General features: G+C 69.7%; 17 protein-coding genes. 11 read left to right on the forward strand and 6 right to left on the reverse strand.

Translation table 11 applies throughout. The features are described 5' to 3' along the window. The first annotated feature begins 59 nt into the window (after positions 1 to 59). The 3 genes from B9Y95_RS08910 (at position 60) to B9Y95_RS08920 (ending at position 2,849) form a co-directional block, all read left to right on the forward strand. Positions 60 to 671: a TetR/AcrR family transcriptional regulator gene (locus tag B9Y95_RS08910; RefSeq protein WP_085511515.1), complete on the forward strand. Its 612-nt coding sequence runs from the start codon at positions 60 to 62 to the stop codon at positions 669 to 671. Positions 672 to 829: 158 nt separating this feature from the next. Beyond that, positions 830 to 1,276, forward strand: a complete 447-nt coding sequence (locus B9Y95_RS08915; RefSeq protein WP_085511516.1) for a Fur family transcriptional regulator — start codon at positions 830 to 832, stop codon at positions 1,274 to 1,276. 115 nt (positions 1,277 to 1,391) lie between these two features. Next, positions 1,392 to 2,849 (forward strand): catalase, encoded by a 1,458-nt coding sequence (locus B9Y95_RS08920; protein ID WP_085511517.1) that lies wholly within the window; start codon positions 1,392 to 1,394, stop codon positions 2,847 to 2,849. A gap of 72 nt (positions 2,850 to 2,921) precedes the next feature. On the opposite strand, the gene B9Y95_RS08925 is transcribed toward B9Y95_RS08920, so the two are convergent. Then, entirely contained in the window at positions 2,922 to 3,134 is a 213-nt protein-coding gene (locus B9Y95_RS08925; RefSeq protein WP_085511518.1) for a hypothetical protein, read from the reverse strand. Positions 3,135 to 3,231: 97 nt separating this feature from the next. Next, positions 3,232 to 3,867 carry a uracil-DNA glycosylase gene (locus B9Y95_RS08930; protein ID WP_158596626.1) on the reverse strand — a complete coding sequence of 212 codons (636 nt, stop codon included), beginning with the start codon at positions 3,865 to 3,867 and terminating at the stop codon, positions 3,232 to 3,234. A 136-nt stretch (positions 3,868 to 4,003) separates the two neighbouring features. On the opposite strand from B9Y95_RS08930, the gene B9Y95_RS08935 reads away from it, so the two are divergent. The 3 genes from B9Y95_RS08935 (at position 4,004) to B9Y95_RS08945 (ending at position 7,364) form a co-directional block, all read left to right on the forward strand. Continuing rightward, positions 4,004 to 5,482, forward strand: a complete 1,479-nt coding sequence (locus tag B9Y95_RS08935; protein ID WP_085511520.1) for an MFS transporter — start codon at positions 4,004 to 4,006, stop codon at positions 5,480 to 5,482. Between the two features lie 63 nt (positions 5,483 to 5,545). Then, on the forward strand, positions 5,546 to 6,379 hold the full coding sequence (locus B9Y95_RS08940) for a siderophore-interacting protein (protein ID WP_085511521.1): 834 nt from the start codon (positions 5,546 to 5,548) through the stop codon (positions 6,377 to 6,379). 109 nt (positions 6,380 to 6,488) lie between these two features. After that, positions 6,489 to 7,364, forward strand: a complete 876-nt coding sequence (locus tag B9Y95_RS08945; protein ID WP_085511522.1) for a hypothetical protein — start codon at positions 6,489 to 6,491, stop codon at positions 7,362 to 7,364. Between the two features lie 18 nt (positions 7,365 to 7,382). Here the strand turns inward: B9Y95_RS08945 and B9Y95_RS08950 are convergent, their stop codons facing one another. Then, positions 7,383 to 7,775 carry a (deoxy)nucleoside triphosphate pyrophosphohydrolase gene (locus B9Y95_RS08950; RefSeq protein WP_085511523.1) on the reverse strand — a complete coding sequence of 131 codons (393 nt, stop codon included), beginning with the start codon at positions 7,773 to 7,775 and terminating at the stop codon, positions 7,383 to 7,385. Between the two features lie 170 nt (positions 7,776 to 7,945). On the opposite strand from B9Y95_RS08950, the gene B9Y95_RS08955 reads away from it, so the two are divergent. Then, complete coding sequence (locus B9Y95_RS08955; protein ID WP_327083093.1) at positions 7,946 to 11,527, forward strand: TM0106 family RecB-like putative nuclease; 3,582 nt, start codon at positions 7,946 to 7,948, stop codon at positions 11,525 to 11,527. On the opposite strand, the gene B9Y95_RS08960 is transcribed toward B9Y95_RS08955, so the two are convergent. Continuing rightward, positions 11,502 to 12,125, reverse strand: coding sequence for an NAD(P)H-dependent oxidoreductase (locus B9Y95_RS08960; protein ID WP_085511525.1), 624 nt, complete (start codon positions 12,123 to 12,125; stop codon positions 11,502 to 11,504). The genes B9Y95_RS08955 and B9Y95_RS08960 overlap by 26 nt on opposite strands. A 93-nt stretch (positions 12,126 to 12,218) precedes the next feature. Between B9Y95_RS08960 and B9Y95_RS08965 the strand changes: the two genes are divergently transcribed. The 3 genes from B9Y95_RS08965 (at position 12,219) to B9Y95_RS08975 (ending at position 15,833) form a co-directional block, all read left to right on the forward strand. Beyond that, a complete protein-coding gene (locus B9Y95_RS08965; protein ID WP_085511526.1) occupies positions 12,219 to 12,800 on the forward strand; it encodes a TetR/AcrR family transcriptional regulator in 582 nt (193 codons plus the stop codon). 142 nt (positions 12,801 to 12,942) lie between these two features. Then, entirely contained in the window at positions 12,943 to 14,490 is a 1,548-nt protein-coding gene (locus tag B9Y95_RS08970; RefSeq protein ID WP_234994033.1) for a S1C family serine protease, read from the forward strand. Between the two features lie 125 nt (positions 14,491 to 14,615). Continuing rightward, on the forward strand, positions 14,616 to 15,833 hold the full coding sequence (locus B9Y95_RS08975; protein ID WP_085511528.1) for a DUF429 domain-containing protein: 1,218 nt from the start codon (positions 14,616 to 14,618) through the stop codon (positions 15,831 to 15,833). A gap of 8 nt (positions 15,834 to 15,841) precedes the next feature. Here B9Y95_RS08975 and B9Y95_RS08980 read toward each other — a convergent pair whose 3' ends face one another. Together B9Y95_RS08980 and B9Y95_RS08985 are read right to left on the reverse strand one after the other, a co-directional pair. Further along, positions 15,842 to 16,339, reverse strand: coding sequence for a ribosomal maturation YjgA family protein (locus tag B9Y95_RS08980; protein WP_085511529.1), 498 nt, complete (start codon positions 16,337 to 16,339; stop codon positions 15,842 to 15,844). Continuing rightward, entirely contained in the window at positions 16,336 to 17,700 is a 1,365-nt protein-coding gene (locus tag B9Y95_RS08985) for an LssY C-terminal domain-containing protein (protein WP_234994034.1), read from the reverse strand. Before B9Y95_RS08985 ends, B9Y95_RS08980 begins: the two co-directional genes overlap by 4 nt. Before the next feature lie 63 nt (positions 17,701 to 17,763). On the opposite strand from B9Y95_RS08985, the gene B9Y95_RS08990 reads away from it, so the two are divergent. After that, positions 17,764 to 19,047, forward strand: a complete 1,284-nt coding sequence (locus B9Y95_RS08990; protein WP_085511530.1) for a M18 family aminopeptidase — start codon at positions 17,764 to 17,766, stop codon at positions 19,045 to 19,047. Positions 19,048 to 19,056: the final 9 nt, after the last annotated feature.

Below are 19,056 nucleotides of genomic sequence, written 5' to 3' on the forward strand. Positions count from 1 at the left end.
GTTGGAGGCGACTCGGGAACCCCTTCGTCGTCGGACCGCACGCCCGATACGATCGCAGGATGACGGTGACGCAGACGGGCCGCTCTCGCGGCAGCTACGCCAAGACGGCGGCGAGACGTCGGGAGATCCTCGAGGCGGGGATGGACGTCTTCGCCGAGCAGGGGTTCCGCAGCGGATCGCTCCGTGAGGTCGCGGAGCGCGTGGGGATGAGCCAGGCCGGCCTCCTCCACCACTTCCCGACCAAGAACGACCTGCTCGCCGCGATCCTCGATTTCCGCGACGACCGGGATCGCGAGGAGTCCGGCATCGAGATCGGGAGCGGCATCGAAGGCATCCGCGGGCTCCTCCGTCTCGTCGAGCACAATATGCGCGTCCCCGGTCTCGTCGAGCTCCACTGCGTCCTGTCCGCCGAGGCGACCTCACCTGACCACCCGGCGCACGAGCACTTCGTCCGGCGGTACAGCTGGTTGATCGACGGGATGACCGTCTCGTTCGAGGTGATGGCGCGCGAGGGTCAGTTGGTGGCCGGCGTCGAACCCGCGAGTGCAGCGCGCATGCTCATCGCGATGATGGACGGTCTCCAGCTGCAGTGGCTGCTCGACCGTGACTCGGTGGACATGGCCGAGGAGACCCGGCGCTCGCTGCGGCCGTTGCTGACCGTCGAGCTGTAGTCCGCCGCCAGCCTGCCGGCACCAGGAGTTCTCCACACCCTTCGTCACGAACCGGTCATCAACTCATATCTGATATTAGAGTTGGGGTGGCTGCGGGGCAGACACGGAGGGGAAGTCCTTATTTTGATTTATTCAAAACTACTCGGTACGGTGGCTGCATGAACGGATCGGAGGTGGAGTCGACGACGGACGACTTCAACACGAAGATCCGCGCAGCCGGGCTACGCGTGACCACGGGACGCCTCGCCGTCCTCGACATCCTCGCCCGGACACCGCACGCCGATGTGGAGCAGGTGGTCGCCTCCTTGAAGCCGCGAGCCCCGCAGACCTCCCCACAGGCCGTGTACAGCGTGCTCAACGCCTTCGTCGCAGTCGGTCTCGTGCGCAGGATCGAACCGGACGGCCATCCCGGCCGGTACGAGCTGCGCGTCGACGACAACCACCATCACCTGGTGTGCAGCTCGTGCGGAGCCGTCGTCGACGTCGACTGCACGCAGGGTGAGGCGCCATGCATGCTCCCCGACGACACGGCGGGGTACGTCATCGACGCGGCAGAGATCACGTTCTGGGGAGTGTGCCCCGCGTGCCAGGCGGCTGCCGCCTGACGCCGTTCCACAGACCACTCGACCGCACCTCCATGCCGATCGTCAGCTGTCACCGCCAAGGTGGCAGTGCTGAATCCATCCGACCGTCCGACCAGCCCCACCCTCGAGGAGAGACATGTCCGAGACCAGCTACACCACCACCAACAGCGGAGCACCCGTCGCGAGCGACGAGCACTCCCAGAGCGTCGGCGCAGACGGAGCGATCGCGCTCCACGACCACTACCTGGTCGAGAAGCTCGCGCAGTTCAACCGCGAACGGGTGCCGGAGCGCGTCGTCCACGCCAAGGGCGGCGGTGCGTTCGGACGGTTCGTCACGACCGGCGACGTCTCCCGGTTCACGCGCGCCGCGTTGTTCCAGCCGGGCGTCGAGACCGAGATGCTCGCACGCTTCTCCACCGTCGCCGGTGAGCAGGGCAGCCCCGACACCTGGCGCGACCCCCGTGGTTTCGCGCTGAAGTTCTACACGAGCGAGGGCAACTACGACCTCGTCGGCAACAACACGCCGGTGTTCTTCATCCGCGACGGCATCAAGTTCCCCGACTTCATCCGCTCGCAGAAGCGTCTCCCGGGCTCGCATCTGCGCGACCACGACATGCAGTGGGACTTCTGGACGCTCTCCCCCGAGAGCGCGCACCAGGTCACCTGGCTCATGGGCGATCGAGGCCTGCCGGGCTCCTGGCGGCACATGGACGGGTTCGGCTCGCACACCTACCAGTGGGTCAACGCCGCCGGTGAGCGCTTCTGGGTGAAGTACCACTTCAAGACCGACCAGGGCATCGAGATCCTCACGCAGGACCAGGCCGATCAGATCGCCGGCGAGGACGCGGACTTCCACATCCGCGACCTCTCGGATGCCATCACGCGAGGCGAGCACCCGAGCTGGACGCTGTCCGTGCAGGTCATGCCCTACGCCGACGCCGCGGGCTACCGCTTCAACCCGTTCGACCTCACCAAGGTCTGGCCGCACAGCGACTACCCGCTCATCGAGGTCGGCAAGATGACCCTCGACCGCAACCCCGAGAACTACTTCGCGCAGATCGAGCAGGCGACCTTCGCGCCGTCGAACTTCGTCCCCGGGATCGCTGCGAGCCCCGACAAGATGCTCCTCGCCCGCATCTTCAGCTACGCGGACGCACACCGCTACCGCGTCGGCACCAACCACGCGCAGCTGCCGGTCAACGCGCCGCACGCGCCGGTGCACACCTACTCGAAGGAAGGCGCCATGCGCTACACCTTCAACGACGCGGACGCGCCGGTCTACGCACCCAACTCGGTCGGTGGCGCCCACGCCGACCCAGCGCGTGCCGCTGAGTCCAACGGCTGGCAGTCCGACGGCGAGCTCGTGCGGGCAGCGGCGACGCTGCACGCCGAGGACGACGACTTCGGCCAGGCCGGGACCCTCGTGCGCGAGGTGCTCGACGACGCCGCCCGCGACCGTCTCGTCGGCAACATCATCGGCCACGTCTCGAAGGTGACGCGCCCCGAGCTCCGTGCGCGGGTCATCGCCTACTGGACCGCCGTCGACGAGACGCTGGGCGCTCGCGTCGCAGCGGGCCTCCCGCCGCTCGTCTAGAGCCCTCCGCCGAGAGCGCAGAAACGGTCGCCATCCTTCGCGGATGGCGACCGTTTCTGCGCTCTCGCGGGCTCAGACGCCCATCGGGCCACCACCGCGGCGCGGAACGCCGCCGGTGCCCTCCGCGAGGCCTCTCGCGCGTTCGCGCTCGACCTCCGCGTCGTTGTCGTGCGAGTGGTGTTCGTCGGCAGAGCGCGCGGCGCGGTCGCGCCGTGACACGTACCAGACGGCCGCGATCGTCAGGAGGACGAGCGCGGCGAGGATGACGATGGTGCCGATGTCCATGTGATGCTCCTCTCCTCGTCCATCGACCCTAACGAGGCCTCAGATGCACGCAACCCCCTCACCCGACGGGCGAGGGGGTTGCGGAAGGGGTGTGTGATCAGCCGGCGACCTGTTTGGCGCGGGCGAAGACCTTCTCGATCTCCTCGCGACGACCCGGCTGCTTCAGCGACAACGGCGAGGGGTGCGGAGCGTTGAAGGCGCTGTAGGTGTTGCCGAGCAGGGGCTCGACGTGCTTCCACCAACCGTCCTGGGCGTGGGGTCCGCAGAGGACGACGACGCGCAGGTTCTTGAGGAGAGGCAGGAGGGCACGCAGTTCCATCGCTCCCTGAGCGACCTCGGGCGCGTTCGGCTTCTTCCGTCCGGCGCTCAGGTACCACGGGACGATGTTCCACACCATGACGTCGTCGAAGCCGATGTCGTTCCGCAGATTCCAGAGGCTCTCGGCGATCGGGTCGTCGTTGTCGACCGAGGCGAAGCCGGATCCCGGGGCGTCGAGGCTGTCGGGAGCGAGCGTCCCCGGGGCGTCGAGGAGGATCAGTGTCTTCGCGTTGACGGCCGCATCGGCCGGGTCGACGAGCGGGAGGACGAGGTCCGCCTGCCGCCGTCCGCGGCGGGTCATCATCGCGTCCGACCAGTCGCGCAGCGGCGCGAGTGCCGGCGACTCGGCCAGCATGCGGTGTCGTTCGGCCAGTTCGTCGGGGTCTTGCAGCCCGCGAGGGGCATCCATATGCATCTTCCGAGCGTAGCCCGTGACGGCTGCCCCGTCATCGTCTGAGCCGGTTCTGAGGCTGAAGATGCTGCACAGGACGGTGGATCCGTGCCCGTCAAGCCGGGGCGGACCGGGTTGACGCGGGCCTAGGCTGGCCAGGATGACTGACGAGCGAACCGCCCCCGACGACCGGACGAAGTGGCGCGCGTTCGCCATCTGCGTGTCGGTCGCCGCCCTCACGATCCTCGACCTCTCCAAGGTCAACGTCGGACTGCCGTCGATCGAGGAGGCGCTCGACGCCGGCCCGACCGCCCTGCAGCTGATCGTCGCCGGGTACGCCCTGGCCTTCGGTCTGATCCTCGTGCCCGCCGGGCGCTACGGCGACCTGCACTCGCGGCGTCGCATGTTCATGATCGGCCTGAGTGTGTTCGGGGCGGCCAGTCTCGCCTGCGCCGTCGCACCGAGCGTCGGTGTCCTCATCGGCGGGCGGATCCTCCAGGGCATCGCCGCGGGTCTGCTGATGCCGCAGGTCATCGGGCTCATCCAGCAGTTGTTCGTGGGGAAGGAGCGCGGCCGCGCCTTCGGGCTCTTCGGAGCCATCATCGGCCTCTCGACGGCGTTCGGACCGACGCTCGGCGGCCTGCTCATCGCCATCGGCGGCCCGGAGGACGGCTGGCGCCTGCTCTTCTGGATGAACGTCCCGCTCGCGATCATCCTGTTGCCGATCGCCGCCCGACTGCTGCCCAAGCAGCAGCCGCACGAGGCGGGCGCCGGATCGCTCGACCCGGTGGGCATCGTGTTCCTCGGTCTCGCCGTGCTGTCGCTCATGCTGCCGTTCGTCCTGACGACCGGTTCCCCGGGCGACGACCCGGCGCGCTGGTGGTTGCTGGTCGCGTTCGCCGTCTTCGCCGGCCTCTTCGCCTGGTGGGAGGGTCGCTACCAACGCGCCGGGAAGACACCCGTCGTCGACTTCTCCCTCTTCAAGCTCGGCAGCTACCGCAACGGCGTCCTGATCTCGACGACGTACTTCGCGGCGATGCCGGCCACCTTCCTGACGCTCACGCTGTTCGTACAGCAGGGGCTGGGGCTCGAGCCGGTCTTCGCTGGCATGATCACGATCCCCTTCGCCCTCGCCTCGGCCGTCAGCTCGTGGTTGAGCGGTCGGGTCGTCGACCGACTCGGACGACCCCTGGTCGTCGGTGGGCTCGTGCTGGTCGTGGTGGGGTTCAGTCTCAACTCGGTCCTCGCCTTCATCACGCCGCCGGAGATCACGCCGTACGCGATGGGTGCCGCGATGCTGCTCGCCGGCATCGGCGGTGGCGCGGTCATCTCTCCGAACCAGACACTGATGCTCGCGGACATCCCCGTGGCCTCCGGTGGTGTCGCCGGATCGATCGGTCAGCTCGGCCAGCGCATCGGCACCGCGGTCGGACTCGCCGCCGCGACGGCCACCTTCTACGCGACCGTGTACTCGGAGAACGGTGGCGATGCGTCGGGCGCCTCGCTCGACGTCTATCACGACGCGTACCGCAACAGCACCCTCGTCACGATCGGCTTCGTGGTCGTGGCGCTCGTCTTCGCGCTGCTCGACGCCCGTTCGCGGAAGGTCGCCGCCGTCGCACCCGATTCCACCAAGTAAGGGTGACCTGAGTTAGGGTAGCCTCGGTCGCGGCCGCCGGAGCCGCCGGAGGAAGAGGCTCGAGTGGCTCGCACGAATGCCGAGACGGCGCGCATCAAACCCGAGGTGGCGACCCTCCTCACGCTGCGGGTCGTCCGCCGCTCGCGTATCTCGCCGAACATCGCCAGGGTCACCCTCGGTGGCGGTGACATCGCCGACTTCACCTTCCTCGGTTACGACCAGTGGTTCCGGTTCTTCATCCCGGTCTCCGAAGGCGGGCTCGAGCGGCTGCCGACCAAGCTCGACATGCTGGCCTACGCCAAGTACCTCGCGATCTCCAAGTCCGTGCGACCGGTGCTCCGGAACTACACGGTGCGGGATTTCCGGCCCGACGGGCCCGACGGGCCGGAGCTGGACATCGACTTCGTCATCCACGGGTCGGCCGCCGAGGGGACTGCGGGGCCTGCGGCGAGCTGGGCCCAGTCATGCGAGGTGGGCGATGCGGTGGCACTGCTGGACGAGGGGCGCATGTTCAACCTCCCGGCCGACGTCGACCGGGTGCTCCTGGTCGCCGACGAGACCGGACTCCCCGCCGTCGCAGGCATCCTGAGCGCGCTTCCGGCGTCGACCGTCGGGATGGCGATCGTCGAGATCCCCTCCGCGGCCGACGCGCAGGACGTGCGGGTCCCGGACGGGGTCGAGCTGCGATGGGTGGTCCGGGAGGATCCGCACGACGTCCCCGGCCGAGCGGCGCTGGCCGCCGCGACGGCCCTCGGGGTGCCGTCCGCCCCGTGCTACGGGTGGGTCGTCGGAGAGCAGTCCCTGGCGGCGAACGTGCGTCGGCTCTGGGTCCGTGGCGGCATGCCGAAGGAGCGCGTCATGTTCTGCGGCTACTGGAAGGCCGGAAAGGCGCACTGATCAGCCGACGGTGTCGGCGTTCGCGTCGACCGTGCAGCGAATTGGGTCGATCACCCGAATTCGGGGTGTCCCCGACGCGCTGGGTCGACGGCTCCACTAACCTCACGACATGCCCTCTCCCGCCGGTACGTCCGGAAACACGATCGGTGCGCTGCCGACCGGCATCGCGACGGGTCTGATCCGGACGGTGACCGGCGGATCCCCCGACCGGGCGTCCGAAGCCGATGTGTTCCAAACGGCGAGGAGCGCTGCGGACACGTCGTCGCATCCGCACGACGCCCTCCGCAGCTGGGACGTGGTCCGCTCCACCTTCCGCCCAGGTGAGGCGCTGACCTTCGACGAGCGCTACCGGTACGCCCAGCTCCCCCTGATCGACGCCGACCACCCGCTCGCGCTCGCCGCAAGCCCCGATGGCGTCTACCGTGACGGGCGGTACGCCGAGGCACGCCTGGCGGTCGTCGTCCCCGTCCCGGTCGAACGGCTGTTCGTCGATCCGATCTTCCTGAGCTACGAGGCCGATCTCGCCTCGGCACCCTTCGCCCCCAAACTCGCCCGGGGCATCGAGCTCCGACGCGCCCACCGCTTGCACGCGACGCTCTCCTCCATCGACGCGGACTCCGGCTTCCTCGACGGCCTGCGGACGAGCGTCGGCGCGTTCACGCCCTTCCGGGTCAGGCTGGCGGGCCCCGTCATCGGCGGCTTCAACCGCGGACGCTGTTACCTCCCCGCCATCGCGGACGCCTTCGCGCCCATCCAGCGTGCCGTCGGCGGGCGTCCCGCACCGCTCATCGGGGTCGGCCTACACCACTTCCGCGATGAGCTCGACGCCGCCGAGACCGCGGCGCTCGCGGCATTCCTCGAGCGTTGGCGCGACGTCACCCTGTTCGAGTGGACGGTCACCGAACTGGCGATCACGTCGACCAACGACGATCTCGTGCTCAGCGGACGCACGCTGGCGCGCATCCCGCTCGACGCGGCCGACTGACGCTCGGCGACTCCAGGGTCAGCTGGTGGTGAGTCGCCTGACCATCGGGAGGTCGGGCGTCGCCCAGTCGAGTTCGCCGAGCTGCTGGCGCGTGACCCATCGCAGTTCGTCGTGGTCCGTGCTGTGGGTCGGGACCGTGCCGCGGAAGGTCACCTCGTAGCAGGCGAGGTCGATGACGAGATCCCCGACCGGGACGGTGGAGCGGTCGAGGAGTGCTCCCACGGAGACGTCGGCGTCGAGCTCCTCGTACAGCTCGCGAGTCAGCGCGTCCTGCGGCCGCTCGCCGGGCTCGACCTTGCCGCCGGGGAACTCCCACAGTCCACCGGACGCCCGCCCGGGTGCCCGTCGACACGCGAGTACGGTGTCGCCCTGTGAGGCGACACCCGCGACGACCTGGATCGTGGTGGTCATGATGCGTCCCGTCCCGTCCCGTGGCGTCGTGGTCGGTGTCCAGGCTAGGGGACGTGGTGTCGAGGAACCCCGACGCCGCTCCACAGGCTGCTCCCCTTCGGCTGACGTCAGCCTGCGTCCCGCGACGGCGCTGTGGTCGGTGGTGCGTGCCAGACTGACAGCGATCGGAGGTGGACCAGCCCCCGCAGCAGTCGTCTCGAAAGGCACCCACCGCACCGATGTTCCTCCTCGACGGTTCCGCCATCACGAGCGCCAGCGACCTCTCCAACGCCTCCTACTGCGAGTTCGCCTTCCTGCGCACGGTCGACGCGAAGCTCGGTCGGATCGAACCGATCGTCGAGCCCGAGGACGAGATGCTCATGCGCACCTCCAAGCTCGGCGACCAGCACGAGCTGCGCGTCCTCGAGTCGTACCGCGCCGAGTTCGGCACCGGCGTCGTCGAGCTCGACCGCCCCGACGTCCGGGACGCGGTGGCGCTCGCTGCAGCCGTCGAGTCGACGATCACGGCGTTCCGCGACGGAGCCCCGGTCGTCTTCCAGGCCGCGTTCTTCGACGGCTCGTTCATCGGCTTCGCCGACTTCATCGTGCGCCGGCCCGACGGCCGGTATCGCGTGCAGGACACCAAACTCGCGCGCTCACCGAAGGTCACCGCCCTCCTCCAGCTCGCCGCGTACGTGGAGCAGCTGGAGACGGCCGGGATCCCGGTCGACGACGACGTCGACCTCATTCTGGGAGACGGCACCGTCAGCACCCACGCGGTGGCCGACATCCTGCCGGTGTACCGTCGCCGTCGTGCGCGCCTGCTGCGGATCGTCGCCGAACGGCTCGAGGCCGACGCCCCGGTCGCCTGGGGCGACCAGCGCTACAGCGTCTGCGGACGATGCGCCTGGTGCGACGCCGAGATCACGGCCTCACGCGACGTCCTGCTGGTGGCCGGCCTCCGGTTGACGCAGCGCGACCGCCTCCTGGCGGCCGGCGTCGCCACGATCGACGATCTGGCGTCGCTCACGCTCACCGGGTCGACCGAGCAACCGGGGCCGCACGGGCTGCCGGGCGGCGCCGGCGGGACGGTCGACGGCATCGCCGAGAGTACGCTCGCCGCGCTGCGCGAGCAGGCGCACCTGCAGTTGGAGCCGTCACCCGCCGCTGGTGTACCGGCGTTCCGCGTGCACGACGCCACGGCGCTCGGGCTCCTGCCGCAACCCGATCCCGGCGACGTCTTCTTCGACTTCGAGGGCGACCCGCTGTACACCGAGGGCGAGCCGGGCGACGCCCGCCGGGGCGACCGCACGAGGTGGGGCATCGACTACCTGTTCGGGCTCGTCGACACCGACGGCCGGTTCCGATCCTGGTGGGCGCACGACTTCCATGAGGAGCGGACGGCCCTGATCGACTTCCTCGCCTATCTCACCGCCCGCCGTGCCGAGTTCCCGGGCATGCACGTGTACCACTACGCCGCCTACGAGCGGACTCATCTGCTCTCGCTGGCCGCCCGACACGGGGTCGGGGAGGACACGATCGACGACCTCCTCCGCGAGGCCGTCCTCTTCGACCTCTACCCGTTCGTCCGGAAGACGGTGCGCGTCGGATCACGGTCGTACTCGATCAAGAAGCTCGAGCCGCTCTACATGGGTGAGGAGCACCGCGACAGCGACGTCACCGACGCCGCAGCATCCATCACCGCCTACGCGGAGGCGCGCGAGCTGAGCCGGAGCGACGACCCGGAGCTCGTCGCCGAAGGCGAACGGAAGCTCGCCGAGATCGCCGAGTACAACGCGTACGACTGCGAGTCGACCCGTCGACTGCGGAACTGGTTGCTCGACCTCGGCGCGGAACGGGGCGTGCTGCCTGGCACCTTCGTCACCGACGCACCCGAGCCCCTCGTGGATGAACCGACGCCGCTCCACGACGCGCTGACGGCGTTGGCCGGAGACCCCCTCGACCCGGAACGCACCGACGACGCCACCGCGTATGCGCTCGCGGCGGCCGCCATCGACTACCACCGTCGCGAGCACAAGTCGTTCTGGCAGGAGCACTTCTCCCGACTCATCGCCGCGCGCGACGAATGGGAGGACACCCGGAACGTCTTCACCGTCACCTCGGGGGTCGTCGAGCGCGACTGGTTCCGCGAGGGACGGCAGCGCAGCGACCGCCGTCACGTCCGACTCCGTGGCCGATGGGCTCCCGGCAGCAGCGTGAAGGTCGGCGCCGACCCGTTCGCGGTCTACGACCACCCCGGACCGTACACGCTCCCCCGCGCCGAGCCCGGCTCGCGACCGGCCGGGCAGATCACGGTCCTCGAGGTCGACGACGACTCCCTGCTCATCCAGGAGACGCTCAAGACGGATCGTGAGCCCTACACGGAGCTGCCGGTCGCGCTCACGCCATCTCCTCCACCACGGCCGGGAACACAGGTCGACGCGATCGCCGAGTGGGGGCAAGCGGTCCTCGACGCCTCTCCCGGGTGGCCGGACGACGGCGTCGTCGACATCCTGCGGCGACGACCGCCCCGAACGAGCTCGGGCGAGTCGCTCCCCCACCGCGGAGACGGGCGGACGATCGAGGACGTGACCGCCGCGTTGCTCGACCTCGACGACTCGGCGCTCGCCGTCCAGGGGCCGCCCGGAACCGGCAAGACCTACGTCGCCTCGCACGTCATCACGGCCCTCGTGCAGCAACACGGCTGGCGGATCGGGGTCGTGGCGCAGTCGCACGACGTCGTCGAGAACCTCCTCGATCGCGTCGTGAAGGCGGGGCTCTCCCCCGCGCTCGTGGCGAAGACCTTGCGATCCGGTGCCGACCCGGATGCGGAGCGCGGCTACACGGTCCTTCCGGCCAATGGTCATGGCGCGTTCATGGCCGAGCAGACCGGCGGCTTCGTCATCGGCGGGACGGCCTGGGACTTCAGCAACCCCAACCGGTTCGACCGGAGGTCGCTCGACCTGCTCGTCGTCGACGAAGCCGGTCAGTTCTCGCTCGCCTACACGATCGCGGCGAGCGTCGCCGCGCGGAACCTCCTGCTCCTGGGCGACCCGCAGCAGTTGCCGCAGGTGAGCCAGGGGACGCATCCCGAACCGATCGACACCTCCGCCCTCGGATTCGTGGCCGACGGTCGCGACGTCCTCCCTCCGGAACTCGGCTACTTCCTCCACGAGACCTGGCGGATGGACGCCGCGGTCACCGAGCCGGTCTCGCGGTTGTCGTACGGCGGCGAGCTGCGCTCAGCAGCGGCCACGACGAAGCGGCGGCTCGAGGGTCGGGCACCGGGGCTGCACGTCGTCCCGGTCCATCACGTCGGGAACGCGACGAGTTCGCAGGAGGAGGCCGACCGCGTCGCCGAGCTCGTCCGGTCGAGCATCGGGCTCCCCTGGACCGATCCGGATGCCGGCCGCATCGACGACCCGGTGAGCGAGGCCGACATCATCGTCGTCTGTCCCTACAACGCCCACGTCGCCGTCGTCCGTGCGACGCTCGACGCTGCCGGGTTCGACGCGGTGCGCGTCGGGACCGTCGACAAGTTCCAGGGTCAGGAGGCCGTCATCGCGATCGTGTCGCTGGCCGCGTCCTCCCCCGCCGACGTCCCGCGGGGCATGTCGTTCCTGTTGATGAAGAACCGACTGAACGTCGGGATCTCCCGCGCCCAGTGGGCGGCGTACCTCGTGCACTCCCCCGCACTCACGGAGTACCTGCCGATCACGCCGGAGGGTGTCGCCGAGCTCAGCGCGTTCATCCGGTTGGTCGACGGCCACTGACCAGCTCAGCCGAGGCAGTGGTGGGGCGAGGAGGCCGTCGCGCCGCATCGATACGCCCGTTCTGCGCCGCCTTCGCGAGCCACCGCTGACGCTGCTCCACGGTCGAATCCTTCACCCGACCGAACCGGTCCACGGCGACGGGCTTGATCCCGCAGAACCGGAGGGTGGTGGTGCGGAGCTGCTTCACCGTCGTGTCGCCGACGAGCGGCAGGTACCACGAGGGTGAGTCCGACGTGACGATCACCCGTCCGGAGCGGCCGGCGAGCAGTCCCTCAGGGAGGCCGTTGGACTTCGTCCGGTAGGCGCGGCGGGGCAGCAGCAGGCGATCGAAGAACCCCTTGAGCAACGCCGGCACCGACCCCCACCAGACCGGAGCGACGATCACGATGTGGTCCGCGGCGAGGATCTGCTCCCACGCCCGTTCGAGGTCGGGCTCCAGGTCTTGACGGCGGGTGTAACCGAGGCGGAGGTTCGGGTCGAACGCGAGGTCGCGAACGGCGAGGACGGTCGCGTCGCCGTGCGCCTCCGCGTAGCTCGTGGCGAGTGCGGCGCACAGGGACCCGGGGTTCGGGTGTCCGTCGATGACGAGGGCGGGCATGAGTTCTCCAACAGTGAGAGGTCTGGACAGTGCCAAGAATCTGGACACTGTCCACTTCTGGCCGGAACCGACTGTACGGCTACAATGTTGCTTGTGTCAAGATCGACGACGGCGTACCACCACGGCAACCTGGGGCCGGCGCTCGAGGACGCTGCGCTCGAACTCATGCGGACGCAGGGCCACGCCACGCTGAGCCTGCGAGAGGTCGCGCGGCGCGCGGGAGTCAGTCACAATGCGCCATACCACCACTTCGGCGACCGGACCGCGCTCCTGAAGCGGCTGAGTGAACGCGGCATGGCCGAACTCCTGGGCGCCATGCGGGAGGAGCGGGAGGCGACGGCGGGTCGAGACCCACAGGAGGCGGCCGTCCGGATCGGTTCGACGTATGTGCACTACGCGGCGCAGTACCCGGAGCGGTTCCGCCTGATCTACGACCCCGAGGTGTGTGTCCCCGGCTCGCCCAGTGAGGCCATGGCACCACTCATCGGAGGCGTCGAAGCAATCCTCGCCGAAACGACCGCGTCCTTGTCACCTGGTGGTGAACCCCGGGTCATCGCCGCCCTGACCACGGCGGTCTGGGCCGCGGTCCACGGGCTCGCAGAGCTCGTCGTCGCCGGACACATCTCCGAGGCGGAGGCCCGACCCGCGCTGGAGGCGTTGCTCACGCAACGCTGACGAGGTGTCCTGCATGGAGCATCCACACGACCTTCATCGGGGAAACGGTCGGGAAGCTCAGAGGCCGTTCATGGTCGAATCAGACGTCTCACTCGGATTCCGGGAGTCAGATGATCTCAGCACCCCCGCCGAGAGGAACCCCGTGAACACCACCCCGGACCCCGAACGCCCTGAGCCGCGTCCGGCGGACGGTACGCAAGCGTCCCAGCCGTCATCCGCACCCGCCCCCGACCCCTACCAGCCGCCCACCGGCTCATATCAGCCCCAGGCCGGGCTGGACGTCACTCCCCCGGCCGGCTACCCCGGCAATACGACCGGCGGTGGTCCGAGACCCGACACCACCACGCCCTTCGGATACGCCACGGCTCCCCACACGATGTACGGCCAGCAGCCGTCCGGTCACCCCCAGGACCCTCGAGGCCCATATGGTCGGTTCGGCGACAGCCGACACCCTGACACGCAGCCCAGCGCCTGGCAGTCCCAGCCGTACGGCCAGCAGACGATCCCCCAGCCGCCGTCGAGCACAGGCACCCCGGCGAAGAAGCAACCCATCGGTTGGATCATCGCCGCCGCGACGGCCGCCACGGTCGTGTCGCTCGTGACCGGCGGCCTCGGCCTCGCCTCGCTGGCGGCCGGAGCGTTCCAGAGCGTCGCCGCCTCCTCTCAGGTGACGGAGACGGTGCCGGACGAGGGCGGTCAGAGCTTCCGCGCTCCCGGCGGTCAGCCCGGCGCGCAGCAGGCGACGCCGGACGCCGCGACGGCGAACACCCGGAGTGCCACCGCTGCGGAGTCCGTCGGCGTCGTCGACATCGACACGGAGCTGGCCTACCAGGGGGCCGCAGCCGCGGGAACCGGCATGATCCTCACCGCGGACGGCCAGATCCTCACCAACAACCACGTCGTCGCTGGAGCCACGAGCATCGTCGTCACCGTCGTGACGACCGGGGAGAAGTACGACGCACGCGTCGTCGGGACGGACGCCACGAACGACGTCGCGCTCCTGCAGCTCGACGGCGCCTCAGGGTTGGACACCGTGGCCATCGACGATGACGGCGGCGCAGCCGTCGGCGACGCCGTCACCGGGGTCGGGAACGCGGGAGGCACGGGTGGGACGCCCAGCGCCGCGGACGGGTCCGTCACCGCCCTCGACCAGGACATCACGGTCCAGGATGAGTCGACCGGGTCGGGCAAGCAGCTGACCGGTTTGATCCAGACGGACGCTGACATCCAGTCGGGCGACTCCGGCGGGCCGCTCTACGACTCGGAGGGCGAGGTCGTCGGCGTCGACACCGCTGCATCCTCCGGCGGGACCGACATCGACGGATTCGCCATCCCGATCGACGACGCGTTGTCCATCGTCGACCAGATCCGCACCGGCGTCGAGACCGACACCGTCTCGATCGGCTACCCGGCCTTCATCGGGATCGGTCTGGCCGCGTCCGGCGCAGCCCAGACCGTGCCGGGTGCCGTGGTCGGTTCGGTGATCGAGAACACGCCGGCGGCGTCGATCGGTCTCGCAGCCGGCGATGTCATCACCGGCCTGAACGGTGTCGCCATGGACTCCGCTCAGACCCTGACGGCGACCATGGCCACGCTCGATCCCGGCCAGACGGTCTCCGTCACCTGGACCACGGCGAGTGGGACCTCCCAGACCGCGGACGTGACCCTGATCGAGGGCCCGGTCGCCTGATCGCACGCTCGGGACGCTCGACGACTCCTCACCTCCGGCCCGCCGCCGGATCCGAGGAGTCGTCGACGTCTGCCCAGTAGGCTCGGGAGGCGGTGCCTCGCCGCGTCCACCGGAAGGAACCGCCCGTGACCCGCTTCCTCGGAGTCGACCTCGCCTGGGGCGAGGGGACCGGCTCCCGCGCGGCGAACGAGTCGGGACTGGTGTGCATCGACGAGACGGGGACGGTCATCGAGGCCGGGTGGGCCGTGGGGATCGACGCCGTCGTCGCCTGGATCGTCACCACCGCCTCACCGGGCTCCGTGATCGCGGTCGACGCCCCGCTGCTCGTCCAGAACGAGACCGGCATGCGTCTCTGTGAACGTGAGGTCGGGCAGCGGTACGGCCGCTGGCAGGTGTCGGCCTACCCGTCGAACCTCGGTCTGCCCGCGCTCGGCGGTGTCGCGCTCTTCACGGCGCTGGAGGCGGCTGGGTTCCAGTACTTCGACGGACTGAGCACGCCGGCTGCCGACGCCGTCGTGTTCTTCGAGGCCTATCCCCACACCACGTTGGTGGGTGCGGAGGAGTTCGGGTACCCGGATGCGCGGCCCCGCTACAAACGCCTCGATCCCGGTCTCCCCGTCACCGAGCGACGGCGACGCCGCGCGGAGGTCTGCGACGACCTCGTCTCGCGCCTGCAGGCCCTGAGCTCGGCGACTCCGCCACTCGACCTCGACACCCACCCGGTGACGGCGCTACTCAGTGCGGAACCGTCGCCGCTGAAGGAATCGGCGCACAAGCACCGCGAGGACCTCATCGACGCGGCCATCTGCGCGTGGACGGCATCCGCCTGGTCCCGTTGGGGACTCGAACGGTTCCAGGTCCTCGGGGCCTCAGATGCGCCGGACGACCGGGGGCGTGTCCCGACGCTCCTGGCCATGGCTCGGCCAGAACAGCGCGCGGATCCACACATTCCTGTTTCGGCATATTCCACTTCCGTCTCACGACAGTCATCCCCGCCGTCAACAGGGTGCATCACCAAGCCACCCACAACAGACCACGATCTCGATGAAGGACATATGAAGAAGAAGGCATACGCTCAGGACGACGCTCCGGAGGGGTCGAACACGATCGAGTTCGTCCCCGGCGGAGCGGCGAACGCCGACGCGTCACCCGCGGCCTCGACGCGAGCGCCCTCCCCCGCTCCGACGACCGTCGAACTCCTGCGCAGTGCCACCTGGCACCTCGAGCATGCACGGGTGGTGGGCCACCCCGACGACGTCGAGTTCGAAGCGGCGAGGTCGGCGTTGGCGGAGGCGGTCTTCGACCTCGAACACGTCCAGTACGGGGAGACGACTCGCGGCTAGGGCACCGGTCAGGCGGGCCCTGAGCCCGATCGGCGCCGCGTCGCCCGGTCAGCCCGTGCGCGCCGCTCGAGGATGTCGTTGCGAACCCAGCGGATCACCAGCGCCACGGCGAGTGACAGGAACAGGAACGCCGCAGCGCCCAGGGCGTAGGAGATGAAGTCCGTCGGGATGAACGTCGTGCCGAGCACGAGTGCCGTGGGCGGCCACTGGTCCGCGAGTGCGGCCGGCACCCCCGTGGCCTGGAAGCACTCGATCGCCGCCGAGAAGCCGAACGCGCCGAGGGCGATCTGCCACAGCGGACGCCGCGGCGCGGCGAAGGCGAGTAGGAGCGCGACGAGGACCGTGTACAGCGCGTTGGTCACGGGGTTCGCCCAGGCTGCCGCCACCGACCAGTGCACCGTCAGCCCGGCGACGATCGTGATGATGGCTGCGCCGAGGAGCAGCGCGCGCTTGAGCGAGGTGGCGGGGCGTGGCTCGTCATCCGTCTGGTCGGGTGCGTCGGTCATGGTGTCGTCCTCCGGGTGCGTCGTTGTCGCCCACGGGCCCAGTCGCGGGCCTCGGTTCCGGAGAGGGCGAGGATGATGGAACAGTCGACCGCGAAGCCGATCAGATTGGTCTGCAGGGTCAATCCCCCGGCTCCACCGAGATACGTAGCGGCGAGCGTCGCGATGGACGCCGAGCTGAGGGTCATGGCCACCAGGCGGGCGAGATTGCCGCCCCGATGGACCCGCCAGGCGAGGACGAGGTAGCTGAGCGTCAGCAGCGCGAACAGGGCCAGGATGGCGCCGATGACCCAGGGGACGAAGGCGAGGTCGTCCGCCGTCGCCGCCGGTGCGCTCACCTCGGCACTGAACCGCGACCAGTCGGTGACGACGATCACGCCGGACAGCACGGACGACAGTGCGGCGACGGTGAGGAGGACGACCCCGGCGATGATGTCGAGTGGACGCGGGTCACCCGCGCGGACCAGGGATCGGGTCGGCGGGGCGCCGGCCGGCGGGAGCGTGCCGACAGCGGGCACCGCGACGGCGCTGAGATCGATGATCGGCAGGTCGCCGTCGGTGACGATCGCGTCGCCTCCGCCGTTCCGCGAGTGGTACCCGGTGGAGAAGTTGTCGATCACGGACGTCGACGCCCCGAGGTCCGCAGCCTCGATCGACGCGACGATGTGATCGCGTTCGTCGTCGACGTCGTCGGCGATCCGATGGGTCACCTGCAGGGTGAAGACGCTGATGCCGACCGACCGGTCGTACGTCCCGGCGGCCAGCCAATCCGCCTGGTATCCGCCCGGGAGCAGCCAGCCCTCGGGGGTGGGCCAGAACCGGACGTGGTGCCGCTTCCCCGGACTGCCGTCGACCTCCTGCTGGTAGCAGAACGCCTGAGGACGACCGAACAGGTAGAGCGACGAGACGGGTGCCTCAGGGTAGCTGCGCCTGGTCAGCGTCGAGGTCACGATCCGCAGGTTCGCACGCAGGCCGAGGTCGTCCGCGAGCGTCCAGCCCGCCGAGAGCATCGCCGTGTGGATCTGCTCCTCCCGACCTCGGAGGCCGAGGTTCACGGGATCGCCGAGGATGCCCTCGCGCGTGCGAGTGCGTCCGATGAAGTAGTCGGGCAGGTAGACGCGCGACAGCACGGTGTGCAGGCGGGGGAGGATCAGGTACGCGATGACGAGGTAGATGACGAGGATGAACCAGGCTTGGGCCCACCCGCGGGCGAACGCCTCGGTGAGCAGCACGTACGCCAGGAAGGCGGCCGCAGCCGTGCCGAAGGCGAAGAACCAACCGTCGACGATGCGTGCGATCCGTCCGCGACGATCCTCGGACAGGCCGCTTGCGGGCCCGATGAGGTCGCTGCGGGTCTTCGTCACCCGTCCAGGGTAGGGCCTGGTGCATCCACGTGCCGGGTGCGTGGGTGGTGGGAGGATGGTGGGATGGACTCCGTCGCCCACATCACCGACCTCGCCGACTTCATCGTCGCCTCGCCCACCTCGTATCACGCGGTGGCGGAGAGCGCTCGGCGCCTCACGGCGGCCGGCTTCACCCGGCGGCTCGAGACCGAGTCCTGGGACGGTGGCGGCGGCCGGTTCTTCGTCGAACGCGAGGGCGCGGTGATCGCCTGGGTGCAGCCCGAGCAGGCCCACGCCACGACGCCGTTCCGCATCCTCGGCTCACACACGGACTCGCCGAGCTTCAAGCTCAAGCCGAAGGCGACGACCGGTGCTCACGGCTGGCTGCAGGCCGGCGTCGAGGTCTACGGCGGACCGCTCCTCAACTCCTGGCTCGACCGCGAGCTCGAACTCGCCGGACGTCTGGTGACGCTCGACGGGACCGTGCACCTCGTCCGGACCGGCCCGTTCCTGCGCATCCCGCAGCTCGCAGTCCACCTCGATCGAGGTGCCAACGACGGCCTCGTCCTCGATCGCCAGCGTCACCTGCAGCCGGTGTACGGGGTCGGCGACCTCGCCCACGCCGACGTGCTCGCGCACCTGGCGGCGATCGCCGGCATCGACCCCACCGCGATCGCCGGGTACGACGTGCTCGTCGCCGACACCCAGGAGCCCCGACGGTTCGGTCTCGACGGTCAGCTGTTCGCCGCCGGACGCATGGACAACCTGACCTCGGTCCACGCGGGACTCGCGGCGTTGCTGGCCGCGAGCGACGGGGGAGCGACGGACGACGCAGGACACATCACAGTCTTCGCCGCCTTCGACCACGAGGAACTCGGTTCGGCCTCGACCTCCGGTGCCAGCGGCCCGTTCCTCGACGACGTCCTCACCCGCATCGGCGCGTCGCTGGGCGCGACGACGTCCGAACGGCTCCAGGCCTATGCGGCCTCCTGGTGCTTGTCAGCGGACGCCGGCCACGCGATCCACCCGAACTACCCGGAACGCCACGACCCGGCCAACCGGCCGATCGCCGGTGGCGGGCCACTGCTCAAGATCAACGCGAACCAGCGCTACGCCACCGACGCCCTCGGAGCCGCACTGTGGGCTCGGAGCTGCGCCGCAGCAGGTGTGCCCTCGCAGGACTTCGTGTCGAACAACACGGTGCCGTGCGGCTCGACCATCGGCCCCCTCACCGCGACGCGACTCGGCATCCGGACGGTGGACGTCGGGACGCCGCTGCTGTCGATGCACTCCGCCCGCGAGCTGTGCCACATCGACGATCCGACCGCTCTGAGTGCAGCGGTCCAGGCGTTCTTCCGGGGCGCTTGAGCAACGCCG

Origin of the sequence: Plantibacter flavus (genome assembly GCF_900177615.1) — a bacterium.
Taxonomy (GTDB): domain Bacteria; phylum Actinomycetota; class Actinomycetes; order Actinomycetales; family Microbacteriaceae; genus Plantibacter; species Plantibacter flavus.